At 39.3% G+C, this 24784-nt stretch carries 23 protein-coding genes; 4 read left to right on the forward strand and 19 right to left on the reverse strand.

All coding sequences use genetic code 11. From position 1 onward, the window contains the following. Positions 1 to 30 precede the first annotated feature (30 nt). From IEE83_RS19990 to IEE83_RS20030, 9 genes are all read right to left on the reverse strand, one after another. Positions 31 to 1065, reverse strand: a complete 1035-nt coding sequence (locus IEE83_RS19990; RefSeq protein WP_194122274.1) for a sugar phosphate isomerase/epimerase family protein — start codon at positions 1063 to 1065, stop codon at positions 31 to 33. A 94-nt stretch (positions 1066 to 1159) separates the two neighbouring features. Continuing rightward, positions 1160 to 2377 (reverse strand): hypothetical protein, encoded by a 1218-nt coding sequence (locus tag IEE83_RS19995; protein ID WP_194122275.1) that lies wholly within the window; start codon positions 2375 to 2377, stop codon positions 1160 to 1162. A 22-nt stretch (positions 2378 to 2399) separates the two neighbouring features. Next, complete coding sequence (locus IEE83_RS20000; RefSeq protein ID WP_194122276.1) at positions 2400 to 3473, reverse strand: aldose 1-epimerase family protein; 1074 nt, start codon at positions 3471 to 3473, stop codon at positions 2400 to 2402. Positions 3474 to 3560: 87 nt separating this feature from the next. Then, positions 3561 to 4379 (reverse strand): alpha/beta fold hydrolase, encoded by an 819-nt coding sequence (locus IEE83_RS20005; protein ID WP_194122277.1) that lies wholly within the window; start codon positions 4377 to 4379, stop codon positions 3561 to 3563. Positions 4380 to 4477: 98 nt separating this feature from the next. After that, positions 4478 to 5311 carry a sugar phosphate isomerase/epimerase family protein gene (locus tag IEE83_RS20010; protein ID WP_194122278.1) on the reverse strand — a complete coding sequence of 278 codons (834 nt, stop codon included), beginning with the start codon at positions 5309 to 5311 and terminating at the stop codon, positions 4478 to 4480. An 89-nt stretch (positions 5312 to 5400) separates the two neighbouring features. Next, positions 5401 to 6252: a sugar phosphate isomerase/epimerase family protein gene (locus tag IEE83_RS20015; protein WP_194122279.1), complete on the reverse strand. Its 852-nt coding sequence runs from the start codon at positions 6250 to 6252 to the stop codon at positions 5401 to 5403. A 67-nt stretch (positions 6253 to 6319) separates the two neighbouring features. Then, complete coding sequence (locus IEE83_RS20020) at positions 6320 to 7087, reverse strand: 3-keto-disaccharide hydrolase (protein WP_194122280.1); 768 nt, start codon at positions 7085 to 7087, stop codon at positions 6320 to 6322. A 560-nt stretch (positions 7088 to 7647) separates the two neighbouring features. Continuing rightward, entirely contained in the window at positions 7648 to 8547 is a 900-nt protein-coding gene (locus IEE83_RS20025) for an NAD(P)/FAD-dependent oxidoreductase (RefSeq protein ID WP_194122281.1), read from the reverse strand. A gap of 73 nt (positions 8548 to 8620) precedes the next feature. Further along, entirely contained in the window at positions 8621 to 9175 is a 555-nt protein-coding gene (locus tag IEE83_RS20030) for a TetR/AcrR family transcriptional regulator (protein WP_194122282.1), read from the reverse strand. A gap of 247 nt (positions 9176 to 9422) precedes the next feature. Here IEE83_RS20030 and IEE83_RS20035 point away from each other — a divergent pair, with 247 nt between their 5' ends. Together IEE83_RS20035 and IEE83_RS20040 are read left to right on the forward strand one after the other, a co-directional pair. After that, positions 9423 to 9716: a 2TM domain-containing protein gene (locus IEE83_RS20035; protein ID WP_194122283.1), complete on the forward strand. Its 294-nt coding sequence runs from the start codon at positions 9423 to 9425 to the stop codon at positions 9714 to 9716. 113 nt (positions 9717 to 9829) lie between these two features. Continuing rightward, positions 9830 to 11800, forward strand: a complete 1971-nt coding sequence (locus IEE83_RS20040) for a sialate O-acetylesterase (protein ID WP_194122284.1) — start codon at positions 9830 to 9832, stop codon at positions 11798 to 11800. Between the two features lie 85 nt (positions 11801 to 11885). On the opposite strand, the gene IEE83_RS20045 is transcribed toward IEE83_RS20040, so the two are convergent. The 4 genes from IEE83_RS20045 to IEE83_RS20060 all read right to left on the reverse strand — a co-directional run bounded on the left by IEE83_RS20045 (position 11886) and on the right by IEE83_RS20060 (position 14408). After that, positions 11886 to 12755, reverse strand: a complete 870-nt coding sequence (locus IEE83_RS20045; RefSeq protein ID WP_194122285.1) for a CE1 family esterase — start codon at positions 12753 to 12755, stop codon at positions 11886 to 11888. 61 nt (positions 12756 to 12816) lie between these two features. Continuing rightward, the gene (locus tag IEE83_RS20050) at positions 12817 to 13722 is read right to left on the reverse strand and encodes an RpnC/YadD family protein (RefSeq protein ID WP_194122286.1); all 906 of its coding nucleotides are present in this window, start codon (positions 13720 to 13722) and stop codon (positions 12817 to 12819) included. Between the two features lie 69 nt (positions 13723 to 13791). Continuing rightward, positions 13792 to 13917 carry a LuxR C-terminal-related transcriptional regulator gene (locus IEE83_RS33620; protein WP_194123481.1) on the reverse strand — a complete coding sequence of 42 codons (126 nt, stop codon included), beginning with the start codon at positions 13915 to 13917 and terminating at the stop codon, positions 13792 to 13794. 104 nt (positions 13918 to 14021) lie between these two features. After that, positions 14022 to 14408 (reverse strand): VOC family protein, encoded by a 387-nt coding sequence (locus IEE83_RS20060; protein WP_194122287.1) that lies wholly within the window; start codon positions 14406 to 14408, stop codon positions 14022 to 14024. An 822-nt stretch (positions 14409 to 15230) separates the two neighbouring features. Between IEE83_RS20060 and IEE83_RS20065 the strand changes: the two genes are divergently transcribed. Continuing rightward, positions 15231 to 17060 (forward strand): cytochrome-c peroxidase, encoded by a 1830-nt coding sequence (locus tag IEE83_RS20065; RefSeq protein ID WP_228101894.1) that lies wholly within the window; start codon positions 15231 to 15233, stop codon positions 17058 to 17060. Between the two features lie 51 nt (positions 17061 to 17111). Then, positions 17112 to 19208 carry a metallophosphoesterase gene (locus tag IEE83_RS20070; protein WP_194122288.1) on the forward strand — a complete coding sequence of 699 codons (2097 nt, stop codon included), beginning with the start codon at positions 17112 to 17114 and terminating at the stop codon, positions 19206 to 19208. Positions 19209 to 19264: 56 nt separating this feature from the next. Here IEE83_RS20070 and IEE83_RS20075 read toward each other — a convergent pair whose 3' ends face one another. The 6 genes from IEE83_RS20075 to cmoA all read right to left on the reverse strand — a co-directional run bounded on the left by IEE83_RS20075 (position 19265) and on the right by cmoA (position 24532). Next, positions 19265 to 20173, reverse strand: a complete 909-nt coding sequence (locus IEE83_RS20075) for a bestrophin family protein (RefSeq protein WP_194122289.1) — start codon at positions 20171 to 20173, stop codon at positions 19265 to 19267. Between the two features lie 44 nt (positions 20174 to 20217). After that, entirely contained in the window at positions 20218 to 20679 is a 462-nt protein-coding gene (locus IEE83_RS20080) for a hypothetical protein (protein ID WP_194122290.1), read from the reverse strand. A 151-nt stretch (positions 20680 to 20830) separates the two neighbouring features. Further along, positions 20831 to 22198 carry a sensor histidine kinase gene (locus tag IEE83_RS20085; RefSeq protein WP_194122291.1) on the reverse strand — a complete coding sequence of 456 codons (1368 nt, stop codon included), beginning with the start codon at positions 22196 to 22198 and terminating at the stop codon, positions 20831 to 20833. Then, positions 22182 to 22880: a response regulator transcription factor gene (locus IEE83_RS20090; protein ID WP_194122292.1), complete on the reverse strand. Its 699-nt coding sequence runs from the start codon at positions 22878 to 22880 to the stop codon at positions 22182 to 22184. Before IEE83_RS20090 ends, IEE83_RS20085 begins: the two co-directional genes overlap by 17 nt. A gap of 189 nt (positions 22881 to 23069) precedes the next feature. After that, on the reverse strand, positions 23070 to 23798 hold the full coding sequence (locus tag IEE83_RS20095; protein WP_194122293.1) for a methyltransferase family protein: 729 nt from the start codon (positions 23796 to 23798) through the stop codon (positions 23070 to 23072). Next, positions 23795 to 24532: a carboxy-S-adenosyl-L-methionine synthase CmoA gene (cmoA, locus tag IEE83_RS20100; protein ID WP_194122294.1), complete on the reverse strand. Its 738-nt coding sequence runs from the start codon at positions 24530 to 24532 to the stop codon at positions 23795 to 23797. Before cmoA ends, IEE83_RS20095 begins: the two co-directional genes overlap by 4 nt. Between the last annotated feature and the right edge of the window lie 252 nt (positions 24533 to 24784).

Raw genomic sequence — 24784 nt, forward strand, 5'->3', positions numbered from 1 at the left:
GTAAAATGCGTTATTTTTTCAATGTTATCATTAAGCCTCATACCAGCCATGTGCCGTGCGAACATTAATCATAGCCGCAAGGATATCATTCCATGTTTTCTGATTGGTCATCACCTCATTCGGGAACATACAGCCATCCCAGCAAATGTGACGGAAAGCTTTTGTAATTTCGCCGTTTTCATCACGAAGCCAATATCCTGAATCACGTGTGATATCAAGTTTTCCGTTAGGATCGGTAGCCAGACAGTGACGTCCTGTTTTATCATGAGAACCAGTTCCATGAACCGTTCCGTCATTTTGTGCTACGTGGAAATCCAGTGTCCAGGGACGCAAAGCAGCAGTCATTTTTTTCAAACCTTCTTCCAGTGCAGCACGGTCGCTCCACTCAAAATCAACAGGAAGAATACGATCTTCAGGACGGTTATATCCTAAAAGATAAAGGAATGTGTGCGACATATCTGCCTGGAAACCGATATTCGGACGATCAACCTGTTCCATTGTATCAATCATCGTTTTCCAGCTTTGCATGCCACCCCAGCAGATTTCACCTTCTGCGGCAAGTTTTTCGTCATATTCAGCAGCGACGTCACAAGCTCTTCTGAAAGTTTCTGCGATTAGTTTTGTATTATTAACAGGATCCAGCGCCCAGTCTTCCGGTTTGCTTGACGAGTCAATACGAACAATACCATTTGGACGAATTCCCAGTTTTCTCAGTTTTTGACCAAAAATGGAAGCTTTTTTCACCTGATTTACAAATTCATCACGTGCCTCCTTGCTGCCCATTGCAGAACCGCTCCAGATCGGAGCTACCAGACTGCCAATTTCAAGGTTTAGTCCGCCTACTTTGTCAACCAGTTTTTTGATACCGTCGTCACTCATATCCAGATCAATATGAGGATCAAAAAGACCGATATCGATACCGTCAAATTTCACACCGTTCACCTCAGCGGCGGCAGTTTTTTCAAGCATCGTATCAAAAGAAATAACAGGCTCCGAATCGGATCCTTTTCCTACAATACCAGGCCATGTGGCATTGTGTAGCTTGGGATAATTATTTTCTGGCATGGTTTAAGAATTATAAGTTTAGAAAACAAAGCTGGTTCAGGGTTAGCAATCGCCCAATCTAAAAACCGATTGCTGATCGCAGAAAGCCGATAGCTTATTCAATAATTAAATCAGGATTTGAAGGACCAAAATGTTTCAGTATAACAATTGGATCATTAGCCGAAGGGTTGCTGATCACGACACCTTCCTTCGCAGCTTTTTCAGTTACAAAAAACTCATCATTTGTAAGCTGACCATAGCGAATTAGTGCCGGCGTTTCAATATCCCAAACACCAAACTTACCATGTCCCTGCATGACGATTAATCCGTAAGCAGCGGCATCGGTAATGGTAACTGTCTGTCCTGGAAAAACTGTAAGTTCCTTGGCACTGTAAGCCTCGCTTTTATAACAAATCCAGTTTTCACTATATCCTTCTGCTGCCATCTCCTCTACATCTTTTACCGGTTTGGGGCGCATGAAGTGCTTTTCCATCAAATTAGGATTTACGTTCAAATCCCAGTCGATCACTTCCATTAACAGGTCGTAATCTCCGATTCTGTCTTTCGGCGTTCCTTTCCAAAGCAGTTCTTCCGGGATAATCGCCTCATTCACAAGCGATTGGTACATGGCAAAAATATCGGATGCTTTTTGAGGTTCATATGTACATAAGCTTCCAGGAGCATGTAACATGCCAGGAGGAACATCCCATCCTGTTCCAGGTTCCAGACGGAACGCCTGCGAGTAATTGGTTATCTTATTATCACCCTTGGTGAAGTTCATCAGACACTCCTTAATCTGTTCTTTTGTCGTGCCCGGTGCTATACCAATGAATGTATATGGAAAATCGCCGCCATGGTTATTTAGTTGCGGAGGGAAATAATATGCCTCGGGCTTTCCGTTCTGACCAACCATCGCAGCGTGCTCATCTCTGTGGTGAATATGGTGAGGTAATGGACCCATGTTATCAAAAAACTTGGAATACATCGGCCAGCTTTGATATTCGTCCCAAAGACGATCACCTATAATTGCGCCTTTCAGCTCATCTACCGCGTCCTTCAATGTTACTTTTTGAACACCTGACTCATCTTCAAAAACGATCTGGCTCAAACCCTCGTTTTCGCCGGTAAGCGGACCATTCTCAGCAGGTGTTGTGGATGAAAACCAGCGTTCATCAATACCGCCGCGTTCTCCGCCCAATATGTAATAATCGTCCGGATGCAATTTTATTCTCCTGCCAGGCACACAAAACGATCTCGGCACCCATGTCGGAGCCAAACGCAATATTCCTTTTCCCTGTTCTAATGCCTTTTCAGCTATACTTGAAAGTCCCATTGTTAGATTTTGAAAATTTGGTTTAGTTATAATCTTTTAAATATTCCTGTATCTTTTGTTCGTTATTTAATACTTTAAGTTCCAGGTCGTAGTACCTGCTTTCACCCGGTTTAATAAAAATCAGAGAACCATTTTCTCTTGCTTTCGCCTGTCCAATTAATTGATTGGTAGCAGGTTCCAGACCCGTTACATATTCACCTTTGCCCCAATGCTGCCAGTTTGCAAACCATGGTAATTGTTCTTTTTGAAATTTCAATACAGCTGCAATTCCAATTTTTGGATTTGACAATCCGCAAACGCTTTGCCCCTGGTCATCTGCTTCAATATCTACCAAAACGACTTCTTCTCCGCCGCCTAAATGATCATCAAGCGGAGCCTGGCATCTTTTAAAATCATTTCCTTCTTTAAAAATTTTAGCATTTTCTCCGCTGTTGGGATACCATTTCCCTTTCCAGAGAATATCGGTTCCTTCATCTGCGAGAGGCCAGCCGAAATTGAAATGATAAAGAAGCATGTGCGGAGCAGGCATATTTGCTTTGTTAATTACCTCATCATGAATACGTATTACCGATTTTCCAAGTGTCGCCGAAATCGTTCTTTTCAATTCTAGGCTGGGGCCAAATGGTTTTGTTTCCCTGATAATTCCGGAAATACTCATTTCCAGATTTCCTGTTCTTGGGTCTGGTTGTACTATTGAAATGATTTCTGCCGGCGTATTGCTGATTTGTCCGTGCAAACCTCTTTCTCCAAATTCATCTGATTCCGGACCGCCAAAATGGGTTAATCCGCAGGTTGTCATCAGGCCACCACCAAAAGTTTTCAACCAATTGATACCATGATCGGAAAAAGGCTGCGGAGAAGTGATACCTCCGTGACTTAGCCAGGCAAGACTATGTTGATTGTAAAAAGCATCAGCAATATCCATGGCACGGTCAATTACCACTTTAAAACGCAAACCCGTTCCTGTGTTGATCCAGGCGATTCTTGTTCCACGCCCGGCGCCATTATCAATTACAGAAGTTTCAATCCCGCCTATCTGTGCATGATTGGATATCTTATCTTTCCAGTCCTGATTTACTTCAAAGGTATCCTTCATTTACTTTTATAAATTAAAAATATTATCCTAATCGAAAAAGACCGTAAAATGCCTTATTTAACCTGATTTTTTGCTATTTAAATAAACTTAGTTATCCAAAAGCCAGTTTCTGACCCTTGGATTAAAGTCCGAAGTATTTTCAAAATGAAACGCGTGACCAAGATTTTCGTATAGAAAAAGTTCCGATTCAGGAATTCCGTTTGCAACTTCCCGCGCCATCCAGACAGGTGTAAAAATATCCTGTCGCCCTCCTATCACTAATGTTGGTTTATCAATTTTTCCCAGGTCAGCCAAAGCGTTATGATTGATACAAGCTGCTGCTTGTCCTTCCAAACCGTGAAGTGGCTGCGGAAATGGATTGGCACTATCCTGTTTTCGCCCTATTCCCAGTTCTTCATGTTTTTCAGTATTGTCCCATGTTGATTTTGAAAAAATAAGCAACTGGATATACAAACTGAATTCCTCTGGCCGGAAACGTGCCTTGCAATTCATAATATGCTGAAACAATGATTTCGCATAATTGTCACAACGCGCCCAGGGACACATCAACACCAGCGACTGCACTTTATCAGGATGACGAATAGCCAACTGCTGTGCAATTGTACTTCCCATCGAACAGCCAACAACTCTTACTTTTTCAACCTGAATCGCATCCAGCAAACCGGCATAATCATCTGCCATCTGCTCGGATGAATAAGGCCCCAAAGGTTTATCAGAAAGTCCTACGCCACGATTATCACCAATAATACATCTAAAATGATGCTGCCAATCCGCCAAATGCACATTCCAGACTGAACCGGGCGCCGTAATACCCATGATCAGCAACAAAGGCGTTTCCTCGGAAGAAATTCCCGAACCGCGCTCTTCATAGTGAAGCTGTATTCCGTTGGTTTTTATTAAAGGCATCTTTTTTTAGTTGAAAGCGGCCGCCGCGCGGTTGAAAGTGGAGAGTTAAAAGTTACAATTAGGGCAGAGGACTTGACCTCTATCTGTTATTCCCGCTTTTAACTTTTAATCAAGGAAGGAATTAAATCTTCCTGAATCCATTTCCCGTCATGCAAAGTCACAAAATCAGGATCTTCAAGTGCTTCTGAACCTTCGTCTTCACAGATAATCCAGCCTTTATAATTTATATCTTTCAGCCATTGTGTTACGCTCAACAGATCGACTTTTCCTTTTCCCATCAACGCAAATTCAGGATTTCCGTCCCAGTCTTTGAAATGAACGTGGTTGATCAATGACTGATATTCTTTCATTTTTTCCAAGGGATCCATTCCACCGTTGATGATATGACCAACATCCGGCGTCCAGCCTGTTACCGATGAATCCAAAGATTCCAGAACAATTTTGTAATCTTCTGCCGTACGGATAATGGATGAATGCGGTGAATTGGGATGATAGCTACACGGAACGCCTTTTTCCGCTGCTCTGGCAGAAACCCGGTTTACAATGTTGACCAGACTTTTCTGGCGTTCGGCCAAATTATGGCGTCCGGTTGGTATTTGAACTGTATTTAAAACAGCACCTGGAAATTTCTGTAAAACGCTGATCGCATGATCAGCTACTTCTCTTTCGCGTTCCGTTTCTTCGGCTTCATTCCAGTCGAGAGCCAGCGCGAGTGCTGCTAATTCTATTCCCTGCTCTTTTAATTTTGCCTCTAAAAGTGACGGATCGATCAGATCCCCCATCCAGGTAAAAATCGGCTGAATGCCAGTAAAACCTGCTTTTGCTATTACCTCAATCATATGCCCCAGGCGGCCCTGATGCGTTTGGCCGTTATTGCTCATAAACCAGGTATAAACTTCGGAACCGAAACGAAATGGAAGTTTTTGTGACATTTATTTTTAGCTGTTGGATTCTGGATAATTCACGAAATCCCGGAGCGATACCCCGGGCCAAAATAAGTCCTATGGACTTTGTTTCTGGATTATAAGTTATGTTTGAGGCTCATTTCTCTGATGAAACTGTATCCTTTTTCGGCTATGTCCCATGGATCTGAAAATTCCCGCCATACTCCAATAGCGTTGGCAAAATCAGGGTCATTTCTGGAAAAAGCTTCGATTGTAAGCCAGCCCTGGTATTTAATTTTGGCTAGTGAAGAAAATGCGTTATCCCATAAAACCTGTCCTTCGCCCGGCGTCCCCCGGTCGTTTTCGCTGATGTGGACATGAGCTAAAACCGGCGCTATGGTATCAAGTGCTGCATCGTAACTTTTCTCTTCAATATTGGAATGATGCGTATCAAACATCGCTCTGACATTCGGATGATCGGCCGCTTTTACCAGTTTTAGCAATTGCTCCATGGTATTGCACAGATAACATTCAAAGCGATTTAAGGCTTCAAGTGCAAAAACAATATTCGCCTGAGCGGCGTATTCAGCAGCAGCATTCAATACTTCTCCTGCCAATGCATATTCCTGATCCAACGGCGGACGGTTGACAAAAACAGTATGCGCAGAATGAAAAGGACCGCAAATAATTTTTGCATTTAATTCATGTGCCCGGTCGACACCCCACTTAATTTTATCCAACGCTTTTTGACGAATTTCAACAGAATCACTGATCGGATTATCGTCCTTGCCCATGGTCATTACCGTGGTTGTTTCCAGACCAAGATCGCGGGTATAATCTCCCATTCTTTTGTATGCGGCAGTATCCTGTGAGCCAAGATAAAATTCCACACCGTCATAACCGATATTTTTTAATCTGTCAATTATTGGGAATAAATCATCCGACACAGCTGCCGTCCAGGCAAGCACATTAAATCCTATTTTATTCATAATCAAAAAGCTATTGGCAATTAGCGGTTAGCAATTAAGCTGCCACGCCATTTTTAGATCAAAACCGTTACTGTTTAATACGGATATCCTTGTATTCAACTTTCATCGGCGGTCCAACATGAACCTGTACACCTAAAAGGCCTTTTGATTTCCCGTTTACTGTGTCTTTATCCGTAACATCGCTCATTAAAACGCCATTGATGTAATGCTGCAAGCGATTTCCTTTCACAACCAGATGAAATTCGTTCCACTCTTCGCTATTTATTTTGGTTTTTAAGTCATCTGATGTTCCTAATGACCCGGTCACAGTTCTGCCAAGCCATGCGTTATTTTTAAGATTTGCTTTAAAAGCCTCCTCAGATTTATCAGTTGGCTCGTTTACAGTAACAATTTCTCCTCTGTAAGCCAATGTAGTACGTTTTCTTTCCTCGTAATTTTGTCCTGTATAACGGTTTGCTCCGTCAATATCAGCCTGATAACCTCTTAGTGCATTAGGCACATCGGCAACCTTATCGCTACGGTAGTTTATTCCAGAATTACCTTTTTCAGTAATTTTGAAAGACCCTTTTAATTCAAAATCGCCCGGCTCTCCACCTTTCCAGATAATAAAAGAGTTTGTTTTCAAAAGTGTTTCAGGTGTGATTTCACCAACAAGATTTCCATTTTCAACGCGCCAGTATTTTGTATCACCTTCCCAGCCTTTTAAACTTTTGCCATCAAAAATCTGAACGAATCCTTTTTCCTTTTTTTGCGCGATTGCCTGGTTTTGAATGGTAAGGAATTGGGCGACCACAAGTGTCGCCCCAACGGCGGCGAATCTTAATTTAGATCTCATTTTGAAAAGCATTTTGTACGTTTTTAGACTTTTGAATAATTAATTACTCTTATAATTCTTTTAACAAGACATATTTTATTGATCATACTCTTAAAAAAGAGGAAATTAATATCCAAAAATTCCTAAAATAATTGGTCGTACTATCCTGTACTAACCTGCTCAAACTGATCGGTATGTTAGTAAAATGGATTTTTTTAAGTAAGTGCTGCTAATAGCCAGACGATGAATTTCTTTGAGTAGAAGAATAAAGCGGGATTATAAATCAACAGATCAGAGGTTTGCTGAAAATTTCCTTTTGACGTTAGAAAATACAGCCTCGATGAAGTATTATATTATTCCTGCATCATTCAAATCAAAATTTGAACATAAACAGCAATAATACTATCAAGGCTAATAATGATTTTACAATATTGTCAGATATCCGACTTTATTTCAAAGCCCTGGGAAGCCAAATATTCCTTAAATGATGCAGTGACAATTTCAGGATACTGCAACGGTACTTAGTTCCGAATTCCCATTCTCCTCTCCAATTCCTAAAATCCACACACCAAAAACTATTATTATTCAGCAATCATCTCATGATTTAAAAACGCACCAGCCGCAGTACCCGCCGCTACTGCGGACGACACGGATCTCATCCGGGAAGTATTGTCTCCCGCAGCATAGATTCCGGAAATACTGGTTTTACCAAATTCATCCACTTTTATATGACCCATTCCAGTTAATTCACACCCCATTTTCACCGGAACATCAGTATGTTGAATAAAAGGAACACGTGCATACAAAGCATCAATTTCCTGAACTGATCCGTCTTTAAAAACGATTACTTTCAAATGACCACTTTCATGAATCAGTTCGGCCACTTCTTTTTCAACAATCTGAAATCCCGGAATTGAAATTTTATCAAATATTTTTTTGTCAAAAATCGCTTTTCCATTTGTAAATAATGTCAGCTTTTGAGTCCAGTTACCGATCAGTTTTACAAAATCAATAGCCATATCATCATTAGCCAAAATGCCGGTATTTTGTCCTTTATATTCATAACCATGACAATACGGACAATGAATTACTGAAATCCCCCAACTCTCAGCAAACCCTGCAATTTCCGGCAGGATATCTTTAACACCTGTTGAGAAGAGAATTTTACGCGTCGTATAGATTTTTCCCTCGGCAGTTTTAACAATGAAATCATTGTTCATTCCTGTTACATCAATAACAGTATCGCTTTCAAACTGGACGGTTGGATAAGCTAGAACCTGGCTTTTTGCAAGTGCAGAAATTTCATCCGGTGTGGATCCGTCTTGGGTCAGGAAATTATGAGAATGCGGCGTTTGTCTGTTACACGGTTTGCCAGCATCAATAATTAAAACATCTCTGATAGCACGGCCCAAAGCCATGGCCGCAGACAATCCGGCGAAACTTCCACCAACTATGACCACATCAAAATCTTTATTTTTCATAACTCCGTTTCCTTTATTTTGTCTGTTAAAAGAACAATATGTCCCATATTTGAGACATGTAAAATCAAATTTTTTAAACCAAAATTCCTTTGCTCAAAGAAAGCCAGGCGAATTTCTTGATGTTAACTTTCGCCACATTTCCGGATTTTTCTGAATTAACCGCCGCTGTAACTATGCCTGCACTAAGCATTTCAATCCATTCAACCGATAAATCCTTTGTGATTAGGTTTTTTCTTTGAAGTTCTTCCAATGTACTTTTAAACTTATTGAAGGTTATATCATACTGAGTGCAATTTTCATCCTTAGCGGTATGTGTATGATGATCATTATTATGCATTCTGTGTAAAAAAGAGAATTTTACACCGCAATCAATTGCTGCATAAAACATATTTTCAAATCGCTCCAAAGGATCTGAAAAGTGGCCATAAACTGCCCCAATTGCTTTCTTACAGCTTTCCTGCATTTCGCTCTGGCAAGCCAAAAGTAAATCTTGTCTGTCTGTAAAATAGCGATGCAGGGTTCTTCTGGTTACTTCTGCCTTTTCCGCAACCGCTTCCAGTGGAGCTGATAAATCTTCATTGAAAATCTCAATAGCAGCGTCCGTAATTTTTTGGCGTGTATTTTTCATATCAGTATAATTATTACAAAACTATGACTTATTTCTCAAAAGTGAGACATTTTACGAAATGAATTTTTTATGGTCAGTAAAATCAGAAAATTCAAAAAACGCCTCATTCTCCCTTTCTGACAATCTGTCCAGGAAATTATGAACTTCATCAGAATTGCAGAAATTGAAATTTTAACCCCCATTACTTTTATATCAAAAAAAAACAAAATCAGATCAATCAGTATAAAACGACAAAACTCATAGAAAAATGGAAACTTCACGTAACGAATTCCTTTGGAGGAAAGCCAGAAAAAGAGCCAGTTTCAAAAGACATCTGCAAAATTATCTGATTGTAAATGCAGGATTTTGGGCGATATATGCAATTAGCTTCTTTCAGCCAATGGGTCACCATTTACATCATTTAACTTTCCCTTGGCCGATTTGGCCCATGTTTGGCTGGGGAATAGGTCTGGTTTCTCATTATTTTGCAGCATATGGAAATACAAATCAATTGAGATCAACAGAAATCGAATACGAAAAACTGATTCGTGAACAGAGATAGATTTCAGTACTGGCTTATAAATTTAAACTGATTTTTAATTTCAGGCACTTGAAACTTAGGTAAGTTGCATCTAAGATTTGCTTTCTACTAAACAATCAGATTTTTATAAACCAATGAAAAAAATCCTCTTTTTCCTTTTTCTTTTTTCAGGAACCAGCAGTTTTGCACAAATAAAATTAGCACGTCTTTTTTCTGACCACGTCGTACTTCAACGGCAAAAACCAATTCCGGTTTGGGGTTGGGCAAAACCAAAAGAAAGCGTAACAGTAACATTGGCTGGACAAACAGTCACTGCAAAAGCAGATACTTCCGGAAAATGGATGGTGAGGTTTAAGCCTTTGGAAGCAGGCGGACCGTTTCAAATGACGGCATCCGCAAAATCTGGAAAAATTACTGTTCAGGATATTTTGATTGGCGAAGTATGGTTATGCTCCGGACAGTCGAATATGGAATTCAGGGTCCAGCAAGCGGATAATTATGCCGAAGAAAAAAAGAATGCCGACTTCCCAAAAATCCGACATTTTTTTGTAGATCATGAAGTTACCATGGTTCCACAGAAAGATTTAAAAAATGGGTCCTGGGAGATCGCCTCTGCTGAAACAGTCGGGAATTTCACAGCTGTTGGCTTTTTCTTTGCCAGGGAATTATATCAAAAACTTAACATTCCGATTGGACTTTTACATTCTTCCTGGGGCGGTTCACAGGTGGAAGGCTGGATCAGCAAAGAAGGAATGCTGGGCAGTGATGTGCTGAAAGATTATGCGCAACATATGCCGACAACCTGGGAAGAAGCTGATAAACAAATTGATGCAAAACTAAGAACACAATTATTCAAAGATCCGCAAATTAATCCTTCCGCTGCCGACGAAGCGAAATATACACAAGCCGGTTACGATTTTTCCAAATGGCATAAAACAGACAATCCAATTGGTCAGTGGGACTGGAAAGGTATCTGGGCTTTCCGGGGTAATGGATATATGGCTAGAATTATTACTATTCCGGCAGACTTGGCTTCACAAAAAACAATTCTTGCTTTGGCTGAAAATGATAGTCAAAATTCTATTTATATCAATGGAAAGCAGGTTAGCAGCGGAATTGTAAAAGGTGTAAGAAAAATTGAAATTCCGGAAAATACCTGGAAAGCCGGAGATAATAGTCTGGTGATAAAATTCGGTAATTTGATATCTTCGCCATGGTATGGACTAGGCTTGCAGGGTTCGGCGGATGATCTTTATGTCGGAACAGACAAACAAAAAATCAGCATCGCAAAAGACTGGTTTTTAATGGCTTCCTTCGCCGATGCGCACAGCTACGTGCATTCAAGCAACAATGTTGGGACGACCATTTATAATGGCATGATCGCTCCGCTGATTCCTTTTGCAACACGGGGAACTTTGTGGTATCAGGGAGAATCAAATGCCGGAAGAGCTTATCAGTATCGTAAGAGTTTTCCTTTACTGATTAATGACTGGCGGAAAAAATGGTCGGTTAATGGCAAACCTGGCGACGAGTCTTTTTACTTTGTAGAACTTTCCAGTTTCGGAAGCGACCAAAGCAGCAATAAAGGAAGTAACTGGGCGGAGCTTCGTGAAGCACAAACCATGACTTTGAAACTGCCCAAAACCGGTATGGCCGTTACGATTGATGTCGGAAACGCAAAAGACATTCACCCTACAAACAAACAGGATGTTGGCCACCGATTGGCAACAAATGCTTTAAAACTTGACTATGGCCAGAATATTGAATACAGTTCCCCAATGTATGATACCGTAACTTTCAGCGAAGGAAAAGCTACTGTGAGTTTTAAATTTGCGGGAAGCGGACTGATGATAAAAGATAAATATGGCTATTTAAGAGGATTTGAAATTGCGGGTGAAGACAAAGTTTTCTACTATGCCAAGGCCGAAATTTTAGGAAATTCCGTCATCGTTTACCACCCAAAGGGAGTAAAACCGGTTTCAGTGCGCTATGCCTGGTCGGATGCTCCGGTGGAAGCGAATTTATACAATTCGGAAGGTTTTCCTGCAAATCCATTCCGCACAGATACCTGGCCGGGAACTACCGAAGGGAAAAAATTTGAGTAAAGTTTAACAACCAAAAAGCGTATCAAAACAGAATTTGTTTGATACGCTTTTTAATATTTCTAATCGTAATAATTCTGCCGAAGTTTCACTCAATTTGTCTCTTAAAAAACTTCCAGGATTCTTCCAAAACATCCATATCAGTAAGCCATTGATGTTTTCCATTAATAACTTTTAATAACGTAACTTCCGGCTGCCCTTTCTTTTTGTAAGTGTATTTTTCAATGGTGATATCATTGCTCGTATCCGCATCCGGAACAATTGATTTTACAGGATTTCCTTTGTACCCGTCAAGATTTGCCCAGTATTGAAATGATTGCTCCGTTGCTCTGACGGTGCCCAAAGAAACTCCAGGAATCTTTACTTCCCCGCCATTGTAAGGATTTGTCTGATCGGCGGTACCGTTTGTGATCATAACTGCCAGCGGCATTTTAGATTCAACACAATCCATATTTTCAGGTGTAGGAAGATTGGCAACAATGGCAGAAATCGCTTTTATTTTACTCGTCATCGTTAATCCCAGAGAATAAGACATATGCCCTCCGCCAGAAAAACCGGTTGCGAAAACATGTTTTTCATTGATCTGGAATTTGTCTTTGAAGTACTTGATCATTCCTGTGAAGAAAGCAACTTCACTGATATTTTCAACATTTGCGGCCGCCGTAGAAGCTTTCCGGCATTCGTTCCAGTAGTGTTTATAACCAGCAGGATAAGCTATGATAAAATTGTCGGCAACCGATTTTGTTTCCAGTTTTTCACCTTTCTCCACCATATCCTGGGGTTTTCCGCCAGAGCCGTGCATGGCAAAAACTAGGCTTGCACCTGTTTGTGTGGACTTTGGTTTGTTATACAAAAAAACGCGGTAGTGATTGTCGATCAGCAGGGAATCCGAAATAAGCTGGGCTTTTACGACAAAGCATTGTAAAACAATGGTAATAATCAGAAGTTTTTTGAGCATTGTGAAGCTATACTTTAAGTAGTTTTTTACAGTGAAAAGAGATTTTCCTGTAAAAAACTACTTAGGAATTCAATTTTGCTTCAACCTTTTTAACATAACTTTTCGATACTCCGGCGAAATTAGCAATTTCAGAAGTTGAAAATCTTTTAGCCAGCAAAAGATTAGTAACAAATTCCAGGCTTTTTCTCTTCTCACCTTCTTCCAATGCTTCCTCACGTGTAAGCATGGTAATAGTTTCAATAATTCCCATAGCAGTATCTTGGCCTGTTAATGATGCAATTTCCTTTTCAAAGTTAAAATTTATTGAGGAATTTTCAATGTGCACAAACGTCTTTAAAAAGAATAAAAAGCGTTTGATTTTTAAGTTGTCATATTTTTCCATTTGAATCATTGCCTTGGCAATTGCGAGCCGCTGAAAACCAAGTTCAACCTCGGGTATTTTATTTATTGCCAAAGTTTTTTGCGCCGCAAGTACAATCAGTGCAAATGGGTTAATCATGGCCAATAACTCATGTTCAGAATGATCGAGAATATGATATACGTTATATTCATAAGTAATTCTCGTGCCAAGAAATTCTTTGTGAAAACGATTGGAACGTTTTTGATTATGATTTCCAGTAAAAACGGCAAGTGCTACAATATCAACTTCGTAGCGATCATATATCCTGTACCAATACTGATGCATGCGTTTTGGAAAATCTTTGCTACCCTCTCCCTGAATCTCAATATGTACAAGTATCCACTCCTCCTCTCCATTTTGCAAATGTGCTTTAACAAGCATATCAACAAAACGACTCCCTCCCTTCTTTTTGAGAACCGGAAAAAGTTCGGATAATTCTTTGTCCAAAAATTCAAATCCTAAATCGAAATTAAAAATGTCATTCGCATTTCTAAAAAAGAAATGCAACAGATCTGGAAAAAACTCTTCAAAAGCACTTTTTAATAAAATATCATTCTTCTTTCGCATAAAGCAAAATTATGAATGATAATAATCCATTTTGAATTTTTCTTATTCAAATATTGAATATTTCAAATATCAAATCAACCCATTTTTCCTGACAAAATTCAGTAGCCCAACGGAAGTATAAATATTAAGTTTCCGGCAAATATTCCTTCGGTGCGCATTGATCGTAAATTCGCTGATAAAAAGTTTTTCTCCTATACTTAGTTCTAACTAGTTTTTCAATCAGGATAAAAAACCACAACTTCTGCGGAAGAAATTGTGGTTTGTATTTCAAACTTTGACTCGTTAGGGATAAATGGCATTTACTCATCTTCCTTAATAACGGATAAAATATTTCCTGCCGGGTCTTTGAACCATGCGATTTCCGGACCGCCTCCACGGAAGACATTATCGGCATCCGTTTTGAAATCAGGCATATCGTAACTTTCAAATACGATTCCCAATGCTTTTAATTCTCTCACAGCTTTGGCCACATCCTGAACCGGAAAATTCAAAATCGTAAATGTCGCCGGTTCATGATTTGGCTTTTCATACACGATAATATCATGTCCCCCTGAAATATGAAGTTGCAAAATCGCCATTTCGCTGGCCTCTGTCATTTCCAGCTTCAAAGCGTTTCCGTAAAATTCTTTGGCTTTTTCGAGGTTATCCACCGAAAAACCGCTAAATGCTTTTGTGTCTCTAAACATGGTATTTATGTTTTATTGATGATAAATTAAATGTACTTTCAAAACAGTTTAAGGCAGGATTATCAATTTTAATTATCAATATCAGACCTTTACCGAATGACTGATACAAAGATATTTAACTGAATTTCAGAAGTAGTGGCAAAAAAGGACAATCTCAGGGGCTGACTGCGACATTTTATAAATAATGAATATCAGCTTTATTTCCGAACTTGTTGATTGTGATATCACCTCCGACAGTTGCACTTTTGATAGTACCGCCAGAAGATGTTCGTAAGCGACCTTTTGTTATAAGAAAGAATCTTAACCCTTCTATTTATTGCGTAACAATGATCAAGATAATTTAAAACCTGGTCCATATAGGTTGTATTGGTAACGTAGCCTTTGCCTAAAAATGGACCTTCAACTTTTTAAATGAAATTTCTACCGGGTTGTGCGACCACTCGCTGTATTCAATTAACCCCTTTAAGGTATCATTTTGAGCATTAACGACGTAACCAGGCTCGAATTTATTTTGTGCCCAAACGGTAACATTTTTTACTAAAAAACAGAAAAACAGTATAAAGGAGAAATTCCTCATAGGATTGTGGTCCTATACTTTTTTTTTAAATTTTGAAAGGTGATAATATCGTAAGATATATTTTCTTGCAAAGTCGTCAAAACATTTAGTGAATCGATGTAAATTGTATTAATTCAGTATAGCGTAGTCACACTTTGTTTTAGTTTGCAACTATTTCATTACCAATCGATAATTAAATATTCATTCTTCTTTTTTTCCTGTTTACTTTGCAGGTGATAACCCAATATTTTTAGGACGACGGATGTATGGCCAGGGCATTTAAAATATTTTTAATCTTCGGCTGCCTGGCCTGTATCTTTACGGTTGCTTCTTTTCGGGAGAAAAATGATACCTGCATTCCTCAAACCTTAAAGCAATTTCGCGAAGATTCAAAAATATTTGCTGCCAGTATTTCAACACTGGATTCTGCTTTACAGAGAATAAATTCGGCTCAGCCTCAAACGATTACTGATGCAAAAAAAGCGTTGGTAAGCAGTCGCCTTTCCTACAAACGGATAGAATATTTTCTTGAATATTTTTTCTACACGTCATCGCGGATTTATAATCGTGCGCCTAAAAATGAAATAGAGGAACCTTACTTGGAGTATCAGGAACTGGCAGGACTTCAATATATTGAAACGATGCTTTTTGATAGCATTCCTGAGACGCACAAAGCTGTTTTTAGGGAACAAACCAAACTTTTAGGCTTGTCTGCCAATGATTTAAGTTCATTGCTATACAAATTCGGAGGAACTGATAAGCATATTCTCGAAGCTGTAAGAATTGAATTTGTCAGGATTATAGCTCTTGGTATTACCGGCTTTGACGCTCCGCTGTTAAAATCCGGAATAGAAGAATCTTTAACTGCTTTGGAAACCTTAAAAGTAGTTTTAAACCCTTATCTGCAAAAAAATAAAGGAAATGCTGCCGATGTAGATTTCTTCCTGAACCAATCCATTTCGTATCTCAAAGAAAATCCTGATTTTGAAACATTTAACCGTCTGGAATTTCTCACAACCTGCATTTTCCCTTTACAGAATCATTTTGAAAAGTGGGTAAAAACTTCCGGACTCGGAGATAACAAAAGCGTCGTTTTGAATTACAACGCTAAAAATATTTTCAGTAAAAATGCCCTGAATGATAGAGCTTTTTCTGGTGCAAAAGGGAAAAATTCCCGGGAAGAAATCATCCTTGGGAAAAAGCTGTTTTCAGAACCATTGCTTTCAGGTAATGGCCAGAAAAGCTGTATGTCTTGCCACAATTCGGATAATTATTTCATGGATGGTTTGGCCAAAGCTGTTGGATTTGATCAAAAAACTTTTGTTAAAAGAAACACACCGACGCTGCTTTATTCAAAATACCAGCATAGCCAGTTTTGGGATGGAAGAGCAAAAACGCTGGAAGACCAAATTGAAAATGTAATTCAGGATCCTTTGGAAATGAATGGAAAAATCAGTGACATTTTAACAAAGCTGAATGCTGAAAAATACTACCAAAAATCGTTTCAAAAAGCATTTTCAAAAAAATCGACAGATAAAATAACCGACAAGGAAATCTATCGCGCCATCGCTTCCTACGTTGAAACACTGAATCCTTACAATTCTCCTTTTGACCAGTACATGGCAGGAAAAAAAAACGCTTTGACAGAAAACCAGATTGCGGGATTTAATCTTTTTATGGGAAAAGCACAGTGCGCAACTTGCCATTTTGCACCTCTGTTTAATGGATTGATTCCTCCGCTTTACAAACTTACCGAGTTTGAAGTATTGGGTACAACAAAAACCGATAATCTGGAAAAACCTGAAAATGATCCGGATGACGGACGTTTTACCTTTCGACCTATAAAATTCTATAAAGGCGCGTTCAAAACACCAACGGTTCGAAATTCGGCGAAAACAGCCCCCTATATGCACAACGGCGCTTTTCAGTCACTGGAAACTTTAATGGAATTCTACAATCAGGGCGGAGGTGCTGGCATGGGATTATCAGTTCCTTCACAGACACTTTCAACAGTAAAATTGAATCTGACAGATCAGGAGAAAAAGGACATCATCGCTTTTTTAAATGCACTGACGGATGATTTAACCAATCTGTAACGATAAAAAACAAATTAATAAAATAGATAATTCCCTGACATTAAACAATATATGAAGAAAAATATACTTTTTACACTTCTTTTATTTCTCGCTTTCACAGTGCATGCTCAGGTGATACGCGGCCCCTATCTGCAAGCGATGACGTCGACAAGTGTGGTCATAAGGTGGCGGACGGAAGTTGCGACCAATTCGCGTGTGCAATTTGGCAATTCGTCTGCTGCACTAGGCCAGAAAATTGAGGATGAGAAACTGGTTACCGATCATGAAATCAAAATCATGGGACTGAATCCCGAGAGCAAATATTTTTACTCCATCGGATCCACTTCAACGACCTATCTGGGTGATGAAAGTACATTTTTTGAAACCGCACCTGCTCCTGGCACTATAAAAAAATATCGCTTCGGCGTTCTGGGCGACTGTGGAACCAACTCTGCTTTTCAAGGCAATGTGCGTGATCAACTGGCTGCATATCTTGGAAATAATTACATGAATGCGCTGATCCTGCTGGGCGATAATGCGTATTCTCTGGGAACAGATCCGGAATACCAGTCCAATTTTTTCAATCATTATAAAGATGCATTTCTGAAAAAAATTCCGGTTTTTCCAACGCCTGGAAATCATGATTATAACAACGATAATCCGGACAGACAAAAAGATCACAAAGTACCCTACTATGATATTTTTTCTCCTCCAACCAACGGAGAGGCAGGAGGTTTTCCATCGGGTACGAAAGCTTTTTACTCTTACGACTACGGGAATGTGCACTTTCTTTCACTCGATTCCTATGGCCGTGAAGACCAGGAAACGAGATTGTACGACACACTTGGCAAACAAGTACAATGGATAAAGGCGGATTTGGCTGCCAATAAAAATAAAGGCTGGGTTGTTGCTTACTGGCACCATCCGCCATTTTCCCAGGGTTCAAGAAATTCGGAAACGGAATTGGATATGATCAAAATCCGGGAAAATTTTATCCGGATTCTGGAAAGAAACGGTGTTGACTTAATACTTTGCGGGCACAGTCATGTTTATGAGAGAACGAGACTTATCAATGGGTTTTACGATTATTCCGACAAATTTAATGGAGCGGTTCACAATGTGAGCCAGTCATCCGGGAAGTATGATCTTTCTGATAATTCATGCCCTTACATCAAAAAATCTTCCGAGAATAAAGGAACTGTTTATGTTGTTGCTGGCTCAGGCGGGCAGCTGGGATCGCCCGCTGCCGGTTTTCCGCACAAAGCCATGTATTATTCCAATGCCGACCACGGCGGTTCTATGGTGCTCGAAGTAGAGGGAAATCGTTTGGATGCAAAATGGATTGGTATTGACGGGTTGATTCGTGACCAGTTTACAATGGAAAAAGATGTAAATCAGGTTAAAACGGTTAATCTCGATCCTGGTAAAAGTGTGAAACTGGATGCTTCGTTTATAGGAAAATATATCTGGAATACCGGAGAAACTTCCAGATCAATCACAGTTTCGCCCACTGTTGATACTGAATATAGTGTCAAGGACGCAGAAAATTGCATCAATGATGTTTTCAAAATCAAGATAACTCCGCCATCTGTAAAACTTTTCTCCTTGTCTGCATCCGCGAATCCGGTTAATATTGTTCAATTAAAATGGTCAACAGAATTTGAAAATCAATTCAATTATTTTCAGGTTGAAAGATCCGCAAACGGGACAGATTATACAGACATAGCACATGTGAAGGGCAGTGAAAATTCCACCCAAACCAAATCCTACGAATATGCGGATTCAACGGCCAGGACGATTTCCAGCGATGGTACGTTTTATTACAGACTTAAAATGATTGATCTTGCCGGGAAATTTGAATATTCCAGAATCGTCTCCGTAAAATTGAAAGAAATCATTTTAGGAACCGAGCCGGATGTTCCAGTAGATATAGAAATTGTTCCTAATCCTTCCGTTCAGGAGGATATCCAGATCAGATTGACAGGGCTGGAAAAGGCTTCTGCTATGATTTCTGTTATTGATATTTCAGGAAAAGTTATGATGAGCCGGACTATATCACTCACCAAAGACCTCAGTCATTTCTTACCAAAAGGGATTTCCAAAGGTGTTTATTTTCTAAAAGCCGTGATTGGCAATCGAACGGTCACGAAAAAATTCATGATTTTATAAAACCAAAAAAAGTGAGCTAAAAGCTCACTTTTTAATTCCAAAACCACTTTACATCACTACAAAATATAAAACCTTTCCGGTGCGTAGGCCAATGGAACCTGCTTGTCGTGCATCATTTGTTTCAGGTCGCGCTCGATATTTCTTGAAATAGATAATACAGGTGTATCGGTCGGCTTGTTTTCAAACGGATCCTGTAAATGAATGGCCATTTTCTCAATCAGGAAAAAACAGGCGGTGAGTACGATCAGTACCGGTACCATCAAAAATCCAAATAAATCGACCAGTCCAAAAGGAAGAAGAATAATGAAAAAATGCAGCGCTATGTGTATGTACAAGCTGTATGTAGCCGGGAACACGGTATTTTTTATTCTTTCACATTTCCCCATTGCATCGCATAAACGCGTAATAGTACTATCAATTTGAATTTGCTGATATGGATTTACCCAGCCCTGCTTCAACGCATTATTAAGATCCCTGGCATGTAATTGCATCAATCCGACATGTTTGTTATCGTAACCATCAAGATCGTCGGACTCATCTTTTGAAATAAAATTCTGAACCGCTGGCATCGGATCGTCTTTGCGAAGACCGTGGCCGAGCGCATAACACCATGCTATTTGCCTGTTGATAAAACGATGCTTAAAAGCTTCAATATTTTCTGGCTGATAAGGATCATCCATCAGAAAGAGCACCTGCCGGGCCAGCGTCCGGGAATCGTTCACAATAGCTCCCCAGATGATTCGCGCCTCCCACCATCTATCATAAGCCTGATTGGAACGAAATGCGAGCAGCAGCGAAATAATTGTACCCAAAACCGTAGGAACGGTCATTGGAATACTGATGTTGGTAATATGAAAATTTTGATAGATGACCTCTATTGTAAGTCCGTAAATCGTCACGAACAGGATTTCATATTTTATTTTCCCGAAAACATATCGAATTGGAATATTCTTTTTAAGTAGCATAATTTTCAGAATTAATAATATTTACAATAATGCTAATCAACTGACTATCTGACATTTTCAACATCAGTAAATACTGGCGAAAGGATTTCATCCGTATTGATGAGTGGAATGCCGGCTTTTCGGATAACAGGCAGGGCATCAATACTGCTTTTTCCCAATTTCGGTGTGCCGTAGCTTTCAGAATAGGCAATGTAATCTGCCTGATTGTAATCCAGGAAATTTTTGAAAAGGGCAAGCCTGCTACCGTAAAAAAATTCTACCTTAACACTTTTAAGGATATCGGGAAAATCAGATTTCAGCAACTCACAATCCCGCTGAAACGCTTCCGAAACAAACTCATGTTCCTTTTTACGATAATTTGAAAAAAGCAGATCCTGAATATCATCTGCTATATGGAAAAGATGGGTAAAAAGAATGCTGACAGGTTCTGAGGAATTGTTTACAATTTTTTCAGCAACCTGAAAAGATTCCAAACTGAAATCACTCACAATAATTATCGTTTTCATAATCCTATCGTTTTGTAACACAAGGTATTTGATCATTCATTGGATGATACAATGTTACAACCGGCGGATTAGCACGGGTTAAAAACGAGATTATAATCCGGTGTGAGAATTATTAAAATTTGGTAAGAATATTAAAACGGGATGAGGAAATCTATACTTCCGTGGGTAGATAAATGATAAATCGTGTTCCGACTCCCACTTTACTATCAACTACAATATTACCCTGATGCAGTTTTATAATGTTATTGGCCAGAGGAAGCCCAATGCCATATCCCTTGTACTTTCCTGTGTTAGAAGCTCTAAAAAAAGGAACAAAAATCTGACTCATTTCCCTGTCAGGAATACCGATTCCCTGATCCGTAATTTCAACAATTACATGGTTTTCATCTGCTTTAATTTTAATAAGCACAGGCTTATTATCAGAATATTTGCAGCTATTCAATACAATATTGGAAAATGCGGCTTTTAGCAAAGTTTCATTTCCGTTAATTACCAGTTTTTGCTCGTTTTCAGGCAACTCGTCAAAATTAATTTCAACAGCATTTCCGGGCATAATCTTGTCAGAAGTTTCTTTAACTGAAAACATGAGCTCATCAATACGAAGCGCTTCCCATTTCTCTTTTTTTCCATCAAAACCAGTCTGGGCCAGACTTAACATACTGTTGGTCAGATGCTCCATTTTTTCAGCTTCACGAAAAATAGTCCGGAAAGATTCTCTGACTTGTTCTGAAAGGCCGGAATCGGAAAGATTTATTTGAGACTCTCCACTGATAATGGTCAGAGGCGTTTTAAACTCATGGGAAGCGTTGCTGACAAAATTATTCTGGATATCAAAAGTGATTTCCAGCCTATCGAGCATATCGTTGAATGTAGTCGCCAGATCCGAAATTTCATCCTTATTGGAATCCACAGAAAGCCGTTGATTAAGATTGTGCGCGCTGATTCCCTTCACATTCCGGATAATCCGACGGATCGGGCTAAAAATCTGGATTGAAAATAATTTACCAAAAGTGATGACAAACAATAATGAAATCAGAAAACCGGTGACCAGAAGACTTTTCAGATTTTCCATTTCTTCCAGTCCATAAAGGTCCACAGCGGAAGAAAGAACAATAATATTTTCACCCGACTCAATAATATTCATTCCAACATAGGAAGTATCATTTTTGGAAAACCGGGCGGGTTGTTTCCTGATTATTTCGTCGTAAAAAGTCTGGGGTAACGGGAGTTTCTTTTTTAAACTATCAGCCTTTTTTGTGTCGTTTTTCCAGATTATCCAATGCTGTTCATCAGGCAAATCACCCAAATGTTTTTCCTTGATATCGTAATAAATTGAAGTCTGGGATTTATCCTTTTGAAGCGCTGCGTGTCCCACAATTTTTGCCCGGACTTCCAGCCGATGATAAAAACTTGCTGCTATACTTCCTGACGTGAAAATGTACAGAAAAATGCTCAGCGACAAAATGATTCCTGCCGTCAGCACTGTGAAAATAAGTACAATTCTATTTTGGATCTTCATAAGTCTGGCGCATCACATATCCCATTCCAAAAACGGTATGAATCAGTTTTACAGAGCTGTTTTTATCAATTTTTTTACGCAGATAATTGATGTAAACGTCAACGACATTCGTACCGAGATTAAAATTTATATCCCAAACATTTTCCAGAATTTCCATGCGGTTCAGAACCCTGTTCTGGTTGGATAGAAGAAATTCGAGCAGACGGAATTCCGTTGCAGTGACTGTGATGGGTTGATTATTTCGGGTAATTGTTTTTGTGATTTTATCCAAAACCAGATCGCCCATTTTAAGGAGATCGGTACTTTTTTCTTTTTCGGGCTCCTTTCCCCGTCTTGTCAAAGTTCGGATACGGGCTTCCAGTTCTGCCAGTTTGAAGGGTTTGGTCATGTAATCATCTGCTCCGGCGTCCAATCCGGAAACGATATTTTCTGTTGTTCCTAAGGCGGTCAGCATCAAAACCGGTGTAGCGGAACCTGAATTTCTCAGGTTTCTGCAAACTTCCATTCCGTTCATTACCGGAAGCATCAGGTCAAGGATAATCAGATCGAACTGGTGTTGAAGTGCCATTTCCAAACCAGATTTCCCATCCATGGCTATGGTTATTTCATGGCCCGCGGTGGACAAACTTCTTTGGATCAGTGATATTACGCTGGGTTCATCTTCAATGAGCAAAAGCTTCATGTATGTTTTGCTTTTTGTTAGTTGATTCTGGCAAAAATAACCTGTTTTTGGGATAAACAATATTTTTGAAATTTTAGGAAGCTTGTAAAATTGTTAAAAAGCAGAGCCGGCCAACTTTCATTTCCCTAACAATGGAAAAGGCCCGACCGCTAAATGAGGTCCGGGCCTTCTGACTAAAAGTGCGTTTTCTTAATTTATCTGATCCGTCATTTTTCCGGATTTTTTCAAATACCGAACATAACCATATACGATTCCTAACGCAACGAGAATGGATAAAAACACACCAATCCGAATGTCAGGATCAGGAACGAGATGTTCATATTCAAATAATATAATCGCGGCAATACCGACAAGCCAGATAAACAGCGTATTATATTCTTTCAAAAGCCAACGTTTGTAATTGAATTTCATTTCAGAAAATGTGGATTCAATACCTTTAAAATTGATAACCCAACGGTTTACGCGCTGGCAATAATTTGCAAAATCAAAACCGAATTTATTTTGCAGGAAATTTTCCTCAGCCATCACAATGGATTGATAAATGAAGAGAAATATTGGAAATACAATACCCAGATAAATCCAGGAATTGGAAAGAATACCAACGCCAAGAAGCATTAAAATATTTCCAACGTATAGCGGATTACGGCAATGTTTGAAAATACCCTCGGTAACCAAATTTTCCGCATGGACTTTTTTATCTTTTCCCCCACGAATAATATAGGCCAGACCGATTGTCGCGCCACGGATCGCTTCTCCTAAAACAGTAATTAATAGCCCGATAACGATGGGCCAAATGTAATAATTTTCTCCAAAACGGGCTTTTGTAAAAATATCCGGCGATGGCAAAAACAGCAGCAGATAAAGAAAAATAAACAAAACGTTTCTGAACCTGAAAAAGAAGTTTCCTATTGTGATCATTTTTTATGAGCTATGATTCCGGCAAAATTGTACCATTTGAAAAATGTTTCGCAATGCGCAAAACCCACATCTTCCAGCAAAAAAGTGTTTTCTGAAAGCTTGTAAGGAATTAAAACATTTTCCAGCGCTTCCCTTTTCTGTGAAATTTCAAGATCACTATAATTGTTGCGACGTTTGTAATCGTAATAGTATTTGATAAAATCACGATTGAACAAACTGTCTTCTGCCAGGATTTTTTCGACCAGAATCAACGTTCCGCCGGGGTTTAAACCTTTATAAATGTTTTCCAGACAACGTTTTCTGTGAATTGGACGCAGAAATTGCAGCGTAAGGCAAAGAATTACTACCGAGGCATTTTCAATAAATAGTTCACCATGCAGATCTGCGGCGCGTAATTCGTATGAACGCGTAAAATCGGATTCACGGAGTTTGGCATCACATTTTACAAGCATCTCGTCGGACTCATCAATTCCCACAAAAGAAATATCTTCGGGAACAAGTGTATTCAGCCCGATCATTGTGGTGCCGGTAGAGCAGCCCAGATCATAAACCAATGTTCCTTTTTGAGCATGATCTGCGGCAAGTTCGGCGATCATTCTTTGAATTTCCCCATAATGCGGCACCGAGCGGTTCACCATATCATCGAAAACTTTCACCACTTTACTCCCAAACTTAAAGTCGGAAACTTCGGAAATCTGTTCCCGAAAGACGTCGTCTTTTTCTATATTTTCCATAACGTTATTAAAGATGCAACCAGTAATCCTGCAAGATCTTCGTAAAAAAGCCGATGATTAATGTCAGGCACTACATTTAAATATACAATTCACACAAAAATAAAAAACTGCGATACAGAATTAAACTTTTAAAATTTGGACAAACTATACATTTACCAAATAAAGAAAGTTTTAGAACGGCAATTGTATCAAATAAGTATTATTTGAATTTATTATTCAAAATTTAGTATGATAAAAGAATTATTCCCGATT

It is taken from the genome of Dyadobacter subterraneus, assembly GCF_015221875.1.
GTDB lineage: Bacteria > Bacteroidota > Bacteroidia > Cytophagales > Spirosomataceae > Dyadobacter > Dyadobacter subterraneus.